This is a genomic window from Microbacterium sp. CPCC 204701 (genome assembly GCF_004010105.1).
In the GTDB taxonomy this organism is placed as follows: domain Bacteria; phylum Actinomycetota; class Actinomycetes; order Actinomycetales; family Microbacteriaceae; genus Microbacterium.
The window spans coordinates 1-4414 of sequence record NZ_RRYE01000262.1 but is presented as its reverse complement, the minus strand read 5'-3'; the positions used below and the strand labels follow the sequence as shown (position 1 = coordinate 4414).

The 4414-nt window shown below is 70.5% G+C and carries 3 protein-coding genes; 1 reads left to right on the top strand and 2 read right to left on the bottom strand.

The genetic code is table 11. The features are described from left to right. Window positions 1-236 precede the first annotated feature (236 nt). Window positions 237-2591, bottom strand: a complete 2355-nt coding sequence (locus tag EIO58_RS13460; protein ID WP_127819966.1) for an arylsulfatase — start codon at window positions 2589-2591, stop codon at window positions 237-239. A 340-nt stretch (window positions 2592-2931) separates the two neighbouring features. Here EIO58_RS13460 and EIO58_RS13455 point away from each other — a divergent pair, with 340 nt between their 5' ends. Further along, window positions 2932-3207, top strand: a complete 276-nt coding sequence (locus EIO58_RS13455; RefSeq protein ID WP_164861702.1) for a carboxymuconolactone decarboxylase family protein — start codon at window positions 2932-2934, stop codon at window positions 3205-3207. A 33-nt stretch (window positions 3208-3240) separates the two neighbouring features. On the opposite strand, the gene EIO58_RS13450 is transcribed toward EIO58_RS13455, so the two are convergent. After that, on the bottom strand, window positions 3241-4414 hold a 1174-nt coding region (locus EIO58_RS13450), incomplete at its 5' end, for a LuxR C-terminal-related transcriptional regulator (RefSeq protein ID WP_240658840.1).

Here is a 4414-nt window from a genome sequence, read left to right as displayed (position 1 = left end):
CGCCGCGGCGACCGCCCGGCCGACGCGGCCGTCGCCGACGATCGCGACGCGCTCGAGCGTCGCCTCACGCCCTGCGGCGCGCGCCGCATGATCATCGCGATCCGGCATCGTCGTCTCCTGTCGTGCACAACTGTGACGGCCCCGTACGAAACTACCCTGTGCACGCCGCCAGGCCCCCGCGGGACGATCCCGTGGGGGCCTGCGTCTCTGCAGAGGCGTGGGCGCCGTGCGCCGGGTTAGGCGTGCTGCGGCAGCGTGTAGGCGATGCTCACGCGCTCGATCGAGCCGTCGAAGGCGAACGGCATCTTGTCGACGTAGGCGCGCGACACGGCACCGCCGTACGCGCGGCCGATGTCGAGACAGTCGTTCGCCGTGAACAGCAGCGGGGCGCTGATCGGCACGATCCCCGAAGCCACGTCGTCGCCGTTCACACGCAGCGTCACGTTGAGCGGACCGCCCGGCCTCGGCTCGACGTACGTGGTCTCGATCTCGATCTCGACCTGGCCCGCCGGAAGGGCGGCGGATGCCTCGACCTTGGTCCGCTGCACCAGGAACAGGTTGTACTCGTACTTCAGAATGCCGTGCTCGACGAAGGCGGTGAGCCCGCCGCCGGCGCCGCCCAGCTTGTAGAGCACGCCGTTCGCCCGCTCGCCGACGTTCGCTTTGATCGTCACGACGTTCGGCTTGTTGCCGAGCGCGGGCGCGCAGAACTCCGGCACGCGCACCGTGTCGCCGGTCATCTCCCACTGGGTGTACGGCACCGAGATGCGGTACTCGGGGTGGTAGACGGGCACCCACAGGCCGGCGCCGACCGGGAGCACCTCGTTCTTGGCGGCCTCGATAGCGAAGAGCTCCTTCAGTTCGGCGAGCTTCTCGGGGTTCTCGGCCGCAAGGTCGTGCGCCTGGCTCCAGTCCTCGTCGAGGTGGTACAGCTCCCACGCGTCGTGGTCGGGGGTCCAGGTCGCGATTCCGGGAGGGGTTCCGGGCACCCACGGCAGGCGCGGGCCGATCGCGGACGCCATCCACCCGTCGGCGTAGATCGAGCGGCTCGCCATGATCTCGAAGTACTGGGTGCGGTGGCGGCTCTCGGCCGCCGGATCGTCGACGGCGTACGCGAGGCTCGTGCCGTCGATCGGATCCTGGTGGATGCCGTTGACCACCTCCGGGTGCGAGATGCCGAGGATCTCGTAGATCGTCGGCACGACGTCGATCACGTGGTGGAACTGCGTGCGCGGCGCCGGATCGTGCGCGATGCGACCCGGCCAGCGCAGGAACATCGGGTTGCGCGTGCCGCCGAGGTGCGAGGCCATGAGCTTCATGCCCTGGTAGGGCGTGGATCCCGCCCACGCCCACGCGGCGTGGTACTGGTTGTCGGTCGCCGGCGTGCCGAGCGCGTCCAGGCCGCCGAGCGCCTCGAGCGCCGCGATGTGCTGGTCGATAGTGGTGGGGATCATGTTCTGCGCGAGCAGTTCGCTGATCGTGCCGTTCTGACCCTCGCCCGACGAGCCGTTGTCGCCCCAGATGTAGACGACGAGCGTGTTGTCGGAGTAGCCGAGCTCTTCGAGCGTGTCGACCAGGCGCCCCGCCTGCACGTCGGCATGCTCGGCGAAGCCCGCGCACACCTCCATGAGGCGAGTCTGGAACGGCCTCTGGTGGTCGGGGATGTCATCCCAGCCCTGCAGGTTGCACGGGCGCGCAGTCAGCACCGCGTCCTCGGGGATCCAGCCGGCCGCCTTCGCGTTCTCGAACGCGCGCTCCCGATACGCGTCCCAGCCGTCGTCGAAGGCGCCCTTGTACTTGTCGGCCCACTCCTTCATGATGTGGTGCGGTCCATGGATCGCGCCGGTGGCCCAGTACATGAAGAACGGCTTGTCGGGCGTGAGCGCCTTGTGGCTGCGCAGCCAGCCGATCGCATCGTCGGCGATGTCCTCGCTGAGGTGATAGCCCTCTTCAGGTGTCCTGGGGGGCAGCACGCTGGTGGTGTTGCGCACGAGGTTCGGCTCGTACTGCGACGCCTCGCCGGCGAGGAACCCGTAGAAGTACTCGAACCCGTAGCCGGTCGGCCAGCGGTCGTATGGGCCCGCGATCGTCGTCTCCTCGGCGGGGGTGTTGTGCCACTTGCCCCACGCGCCGGTCGAGTAGCCGTAGTTGCGCAGCACCTCGGCGACGGTGGCGCTGCTCTTGGGGATGTGCCCCGAATACCCGTCCCAGTCGTTCGCGAGCTCGGCGATCTGCCCGTTGCCCACCCGGTGGTGGTTGCGACCGGTGAGCAGCGCGGCGCGCGTCGGAGAGCACATCGCCGTGGTGTGGAAGCGGTTGAAGCCGATGCCCTCCTCACGGAGGCGGCCGAGCGTGGGGGTGTTGATCGCGCCGCCGAGCGGTGCCGGCAGCGCGGGGCCCGCGTCGTCGATGAGGATCACGAGGATGTTCGGCGCGTCCTCGCCGAGGTGGCGCTGCGGCGGCAGCGGCGCGTACGTCGACTCCGCCAGGGTCCGCCCCGCGAAGCTTCCGGAGGGCTTCGGCGGGAACGGGAGCGTCCGCGCCGGCGGCAGCGGCTCTCCCGCGATCGAGTTCGAAGTTCCGTCGGTCATGCGCGTCTCCTGTCGTCCGCTGCTCCGGGCCCCCGAGCAAGCCGCCTCACGTGCGGGAGCTTCGACGAGAAAGTCGATGGCCCGACCGCGCTGCGGCCACCATAACGCCGCCCGTGAGTCGGCGGCATCGTTCGAATCGCGTGAAGCGCGACCGCCGACACGGCGCTCGGACGACCTCGTGCGCGCATCGAGGCCGCCACAGGGGGATCACGCGATCTGCGTGGTGTGCGATCACCCGTCGAGGTGATCTGCTCGATGCATGACGGCGCGATCCAGCCGCAGCGGCGGCGCGGTTGACGCGATGGAGCTCCTCCGGCGCTTCTGCGTCGGCGATCCACGCATGGAAGCGACAGCCGGCGAGACATGGGCGCACGTGCTCGATCGGCGCACGGCCGCGCTCGTGCGCCTCGGCGCCCTGATCGCGGCATCCGCTCCCACCGCATCGATGCGGTCCGCCGTCGATGAGGCGATCACCGCCGGGGTGTCGGTGAGCGAGATCGTGGGCGTGCTCGATGGGATGGTGTCGATCTCGGGACTCCCGCGCGCCGTCGCCGCCGCGCCGCGCATCGCGGCGGCGCTCGGCTACGAGGAGGAGCTGACCTCCGACGACATCTGAGGCGACCGCACACCGTGGGCCTCCCGCGCGGGCTCAGCCGCCGAGAAGCCCGAGCGAGACCGAGCGCTCGACGGCCGCGCCGCGCGTGGTGACGCCGAGCTTGCGGTAGATCGATCCGACCTCCGAGCTCACGGTGTTGCGCGAGATGAACAGACGCTGCCCGATCTCGGCGATCGTGAGGTGCGTCTGCAGGTAGGGCAGCAGCCGCAGCTCCGCGGGCGTGAGCGGCACCGAGCCGACGCTCGACGGCTGGCCCTGCATCGACGTCCGGAATTCCTCCACCTGCATCGACACCGCCCCGACGTCGGGCCGCTTGTGGAGCAGGTCGTCGATCTCGCGCAGCAGGTGCCACGCCGCCGAGCGGTCGCCGGACGCGACGTGCGCCTTGGCGAGCTGCAGGCGCACGCGCACCGAGAGATATGGCAGCAGGTGCGTGCAGCCGACACGGGCGCGCATCCCCCGTGCGAGCAGCCGTTCGGCGGTTTCGCGATCACCCTCATGCACCGCCACGCGGGCTGCGACCGCCAGCGCCAGTGCCGTCGTGGGATACCCGTCCATGTGGCTCGCGTCGATCGTCGTGACGCCGCGGCGGGCATGCTCTCGCGCGAGCGGCCAGTCACCGCGTTCGATGGCCAGGAGCGCGAGCTCGGGCTCGCTGAGGATGATCGAGTCGGGATTGCCCATGAGCGTCGCCACATCGATGGCCTCGGCGAACGCCGCGCGCGCGCCCTCGCCGTCCTCCACGAGAAGACGAGCCGACCCCCACAGGTGAAGAGCCTGGTCGCGCCACGGGCTTGTGTCGGGCTCGTGCTCGACTGCGTATGCGGCGTCCTCCACGACGCGCTCGTGGCCGTCGACGCACATCGCCGCGCGCACCATCGCACGGGCGGATTCGAAGAGCACACGGTCCTCGTCGGGGAACCCGTTCGTGTCGATCTCGTCCAGCGCTCGCGCCCATCGCTCGCCGGCAGGCACGTCGCCGAGCAGTACCGCGGTCCACGTGATCGACACCACGAGTGCGGGATTGCTCCGCACGACGTCCTCGCCGAGCTCGGTGAACCACCGGCGCACTGTCGAGACCTGGCCCTGCCCGTAGAGGACGAGGGCAAGCTCGGCGACGCGTTCGGCCGCGGCCTCGGCCTCGCCCGCCTGGAGCAGGTGCTCGACCGCCACCGCCGGAGCGCCGTGCTCCTCGTGCCACGCCGCC

Coding starts and splice junctions, on each gene's coding strand:
- EIO58_RS13455 (WP_164861702.1), top strand. CDS start 2,932: ATGGAAGCGACAGCCGGCGAGACATGGGCGCACGTGCTCGATCGGCGC.
- EIO58_RS13460 (WP_127819966.1), bottom strand. CDS start 2,591: ATGACCGACGGAACTTCGAACTCGATCGCGGGAGAGCCGCTGCCGCCG.